The sequence below is a fragment of the Pseudomonas sp. NPDC096950 genome (assembly GCF_044762525.1).
Lineage (GTDB): Bacteria > Pseudomonadota > Gammaproteobacteria > Pseudomonadales > Pseudomonadaceae > Aquipseudomonas.
In genome coordinates, this window is record NZ_JBIWEL010000053.1 from 1 (window position 1) to 4,529 (window position 4,529).

Below are 4,529 nucleotides of genomic sequence, written 5' to 3' on the forward strand. Positions count from 1 at the left end.
CTGGAATTTTTTGATTACCGGGTTCACGGTGTCCTACCTTCTTTGTGGCTCTTGGGGAACTTGTCTTCTTGCGAAATTCTTGGGCAATGTCGGGAATCGGCCCAACGCCTGTCCAGGGTAAAACGTGTATCCAGATAAAACTTGAGGCTGGAAGCCTGCCATGTACCGGCGGGAAACCCGCTGGCACACAGCAAACAACCAACCTCTAGCGCAATCGCTTATTAGCGACGCAGACCCAGGCGACCGATCAGAGCCTGGTAACGGCCCAGATCCTTGCCTTTCAGGTAGTCCAGCAGCTTACGACGCTGGTTTACCATGCGGATCAGACCACGACGGGAGTGGTGATCTGTACCGGTGGCCTTGAAGGGACCTTGCAGCTTGTTGATGTTGTGGGTCAGCAGTGCAACTTGCACTTCTGGCGAACCTGTGTCACCAACAGCTTGCTGGTAGTCAGCTACGATTTGAGCTTTTTCTTGAACGTCGAGAGCCATGAGGCAATCCTTTTATCAGGAAACCATCCAGAGGACGGTTTCAACAGGCCAGGGACAAATCCCTGTATCTAAAAATGAGTAGTGACCGTGCCTGTTAACAGCCACCCTCGTCCGGTCATTCTGACCGAATCAGTCGACGCGGCGCGATGCGCCCGTCTTCGCTCACTTCACCGATACCGATGAAGCGACCGTTGTGATCCTGTACCCGTACCATGCCGAACTTCGGTGCATCCGGGGCTCGTACCGGCTGGCCGTTGAGCCAGTAGAACGAGCTGTGCTCCGAGAACTGCAACAGCGGCCAATCCAGCAAGCCGCTGTCCGATGGCATCAGGAAGCGATCAACCGCTTCGTTGCCGCCTTCGGCGTGTACGGCTTCCAACTCTTCAAGCGTGACAGTCTGCGCCAGCGTGAAAGGCCCGGCCTGGGTACGTCGCAATTCAGCAACGTAAGCGCCACAACCGAGTTGCTCACCGATATCCTCCACCAGGGTGCGGATATAGGTGCCTTTGCTGCAATCCACCGCAAGTCGCGCAGTATCACCCTCGAAGGCCAGCAATTCCAAGCGCGCAATAGTAACAGAACGCGGTTCGCGCTCCACTACTTCGCCTGCACGGGCCAACTTGTACAGCGGCTGGCCATCACGCTTGAGCGCCGAGTACATCGGCGGTATCTGACTGATTTGCCCACGAAAACCGGGTAAAACCGCTTCGACATCGGCGCGACCAACGGTCACCGGCCGCTCCTGCAAAACTTCACCCTCAGCATCCGCCGTGGTGGTGGTCTTGCCCAGTTGCGCCAGGGTTTCATAAGCCTTGTCGGAGTCGAGCAGGTATTGCGAGAACTTGGTGGCCTCGCCGAAGCACAACGGCAACACACCGGTGGCCAGCGGATCGAGACTACCGGTGTGCCCGGCCTTCTCGGCGTTCAGCAACCAGCGGACCTTCTGCAGCGCCGCGTTGGAAGTGAACCCCAACGGTTTGTCGAGCAGGATGATGCCGCTGACGTTACGACGGATACGTTTGACCTGAGCCACCGATTACTCCTTGGCGTCTTCGGGTTCAGCCGTTACCGGGTGCTGATTGTCTTCAGCCACCGCACGCTCGATCAGGGCCGACAGGTGCGCGCCACGCACGACGCTTTCGTCATAGTGGAAGTGCAACTGAGGAACGCTGCGCAACTTCATTTCGCGAGCCAACTGCATGCGCAGGAAACCGGCGGCGGAGTTGAGCACCTTGATGCTTTGCGCGATGTCTTCGGCGCTGTCCTGCCCCATCACGGTGATGAAGATCTTGGCGTGACCGACGTCACGGCTGACTTCAACAGCGGTAATGGTGACCAGGCCGACGCGCGGGTCTTTGACTTCACGACGGATCAGCTGTGCCAGCTCACGCTGCATCTGATCGCCGATACGTTGGGTACGGCTGTATTCTTTTGCCATGTCTTGTTACCTGTTACTGCCTCACGGTGAAACCCGTGGGGTCTGAAAGCGGCAAACGCCCGGCCTGACAAAAGCCAGACCGGGCGTTGCGTTTAGAGTCCTGACGCTGTGCCGCGCATTTGCATGCAGCGGCTCACCGTGGCCCTTGAAGTACGCGAGTTAGAGGCTGCGAGCAACCTGAACCTTCTCGAAGACTTCGATCTTGTCACCGACTTTGACGTCGTTGTAGCTCTTCACGCCGATACCGCATTCCATGCCGGCACGTACTTCGGAAGCGTCATCCTTGAAGCGGCGCAGGGATTCCAGCTCGCCTTCGAAGATAACGATGTCTTCACGCAGTACACGGATTGGACGGTTACGGTGAACAACACCTTCGATAACCATGCAACCGGCGATCGCGCCAAACTTCGGCGAACGGAACACGTCACGCACTTCAGCGGTACCCAGGATGTTCTCGCGAACATCGCTGCCCAACATACCGGTGAGGGCTTTCTTGACGTCTTCGATGATGTCGTAGATTACGTTGTAGTAACGCATATCCAGGCCTTCCTGCTCGACGATCTTGCGAGCGCCAGCATCGGCACGCACGTTGAAGCCGAACAGTACAGCGTTGGAGGCCAGTGCCAGGTTAGCGTCGGACTCGGTGATACCACCGACGCCGCCGCCCACAACACGCACTTGCACTTCGTCGTTACCCAGGCCGTTCAAGGCACCGTTCAACGCTTCCAGCGAACCACGGACGTCGGATTTGAGGACGATGTTAAGCGTCTTCTTCTCTGCCTGACCCATGTTTTCGAAGATGTTTTCAAGCTTGCCAGCGTGAGCACGGGCCAGTTTGACTTCGCGGAACTTGCCTTGACGGAACAGAGCCACTTCACGGGCTTTCTTCTCATCCGACAGCACGCTCATCTCGTCGCCAGCGTCCGGGGTACCGTCCAGGCCGAGGATCTCGACAGGGATGGAAGGACCGGCTTCCTTGATTGGCTTGCCGTTCTCGTCGAGCATGGCACGTACACGGCCATAGTTCGAACCGACCAGGACCATGTCGCCTTGGCGCAGGGTACCGTCTTGAACCAGAACGGTAGCAACCGGGCCACGACCTTTGTCGAGACGCGATTCAACCACGACACCACGACCTGGGGCCGATGGAGTCGCTTTCAGTTCCAGAACTTCGGCTTGCAGCAGAACAGCTTCGAGCAACTCGTCCACGCCAGTACCGACTTTCGCCGAAACCGATACGAACGGGGTGTCGCCGCCCCACTCCTCCGAGGTCACGCCGTGAACCGACAGTTCGCTACGGATGCGATCGAGATCGGCGCCCGGCTTGTCGATTTTGTTCACGGCAACAACCAGTGGAACACCGGCAGCCTTGGCGTGCTGGACAGCTTCAATTGTCTGCGGCATTACGCCGTCGTCCGCTGCAACCACCAGGATCACGATGTCAGTCGCCTTGGCACCACGGGCACGCATTGCGGTAAACGCAGCGTGACCCGGGGTATCGAGGAAAGTGACCATGCCGCGATCAGTTTCAACGTGGTACGCACCGATGTGCTGGGTGATACCACCGGCTTCGCCAGCAGCTACCTTGGCACGACGGATGTAGTCGAGCAGCGAGGTCTTACCGTGGTCGACGTGGCCCATTACGGTCACAACCGGAGCACGGGAGAACGTCTCACCTTCAAACTTCAGGGACTCGGCCAGGGAATCTTCCAGGGCGGTGTCGCTGACCAGGGTCACTTTGTGGCCCAGTTCTTCGGCTACCAGTTGAGCAGTTTCCTGATCAAGCACCTGGTTGATGGTCGCTGGAGTACCCAGTTTGAACATGAACTTGATGATTTCAGCAGCCTTGACCGACATCTGGTTGGCGAGATCGCCAACAGTGATGGTCTCGCCAATCTGCACATCACGCACTACAGGGCCGGTTGGGCTCTGGAAACCGTGAGCGTTGCGCTTCTTCAGCTTGGCTTTGCCGCGACCACCACGACGGAAGCCATCGCTTTCTTCGTCGGTAGTACGTGGCGCAACGCGTGGAGCAGGCGCTTTCTCTTTGACCGAAGCACGATGCGGAGCGTTTTTGCGCTCGCCATCGCCACCACCGCTGCGACGATTGTTATCGTCGGCACGTGGTTTGTCCGGACGGCGCTGTTCGTTCTGCTTGTTGCGAACGTCAGCAGACGGTGCTGGTGCAGCCGCCACAACCGGTGCGCTTTCGCGAACTGGCTCGGCAACCGCAGCAGGCGCTGCGACAGCGTCGTTAGTAGCGTTTTGCGCAGTAGCAGGCTGGCGACGCGCTTCTTCTTCGGCGCGACGCTTGGCTTCTTCTTCAGCCTTCTGACGGGCAGCATTTTCTACTGCGCGACGTTCTTCCTGTTCGCGTTTGCGCTCGGCTTCGATTTCTTCCGGGCTGCGCTGTACGAACACTTTCTTTTTACGGACTTCAACACTGATGCTTTTGCTGCCAGCAACACGCAGGGTGCTGGTGGTTTTACGCTGCAGTGTGATCTTACTACGTGCATTTTGTTCGGTGAGCAGGCTAAAACGGTCGTAATAGTCACGCGCGGGCACATAATGCCTGTCTTCGTAAGACAACTCAGCCATTT

4 protein-coding genes are annotated in these 4,529 nt (G+C 57.8%); all 4 read right to left on the reverse strand.

Features of this window, described 5'->3' with window-relative positions; all coding sequences use genetic code 11:
• Nucleotides 1-221: 221 nt before the first annotated feature.
• Nucleotides 222-491: a 30S ribosomal protein S15 gene (rpsO, locus tag ACIQY3_RS34200; RefSeq protein ID WP_403029068.1), complete on the reverse strand. Its 270-nt coding sequence runs from the start codon at nt 489-491 to the stop codon at nt 222-224.
• 115 nt (nt 492-606) lie between these two features.
• Nucleotides 607-1,524: a tRNA pseudouridine(55) synthase TruB gene (gene truB / locus ACIQY3_RS34205; protein ID WP_123405159.1), complete on the reverse strand. Its 918-nt coding sequence runs from the start codon at nt 1,522-1,524 to the stop codon at nt 607-609.
• 3 nt (nt 1,525-1,527) lie between these two features.
• Nucleotides 1,528-1,929 (reverse strand): 30S ribosome-binding factor RbfA, encoded by a 402-nt coding sequence (gene rbfA, locus ACIQY3_RS34210; RefSeq protein ID WP_403029072.1) that lies wholly within the window; start codon nt 1,927-1,929, stop codon nt 1,528-1,530.
• 159 nt (nt 1,930-2,088) lie between these two features.
• Nucleotides 2,089-4,529: translation initiation factor IF-2 (gene infB, locus ACIQY3_RS34215; RefSeq protein ID WP_403029075.1), on the reverse strand; the 2,441-nt coding region annotated here is incomplete at its 5' end.

Coding starts and splice junctions, on each gene's coding strand:
- rbfA (WP_403029072.1), bottom strand. CDS start 1,929: ATGGCAAAAGAATACAGCCGTACCCAACGTATCGGCGATCAGATGCAG.
- rpsO (WP_403029068.1), bottom strand. CDS start 491: ATGGCTCTCGACGTTCAAGAAAAAGCTCAAATCGTAGCTGACTACCAG.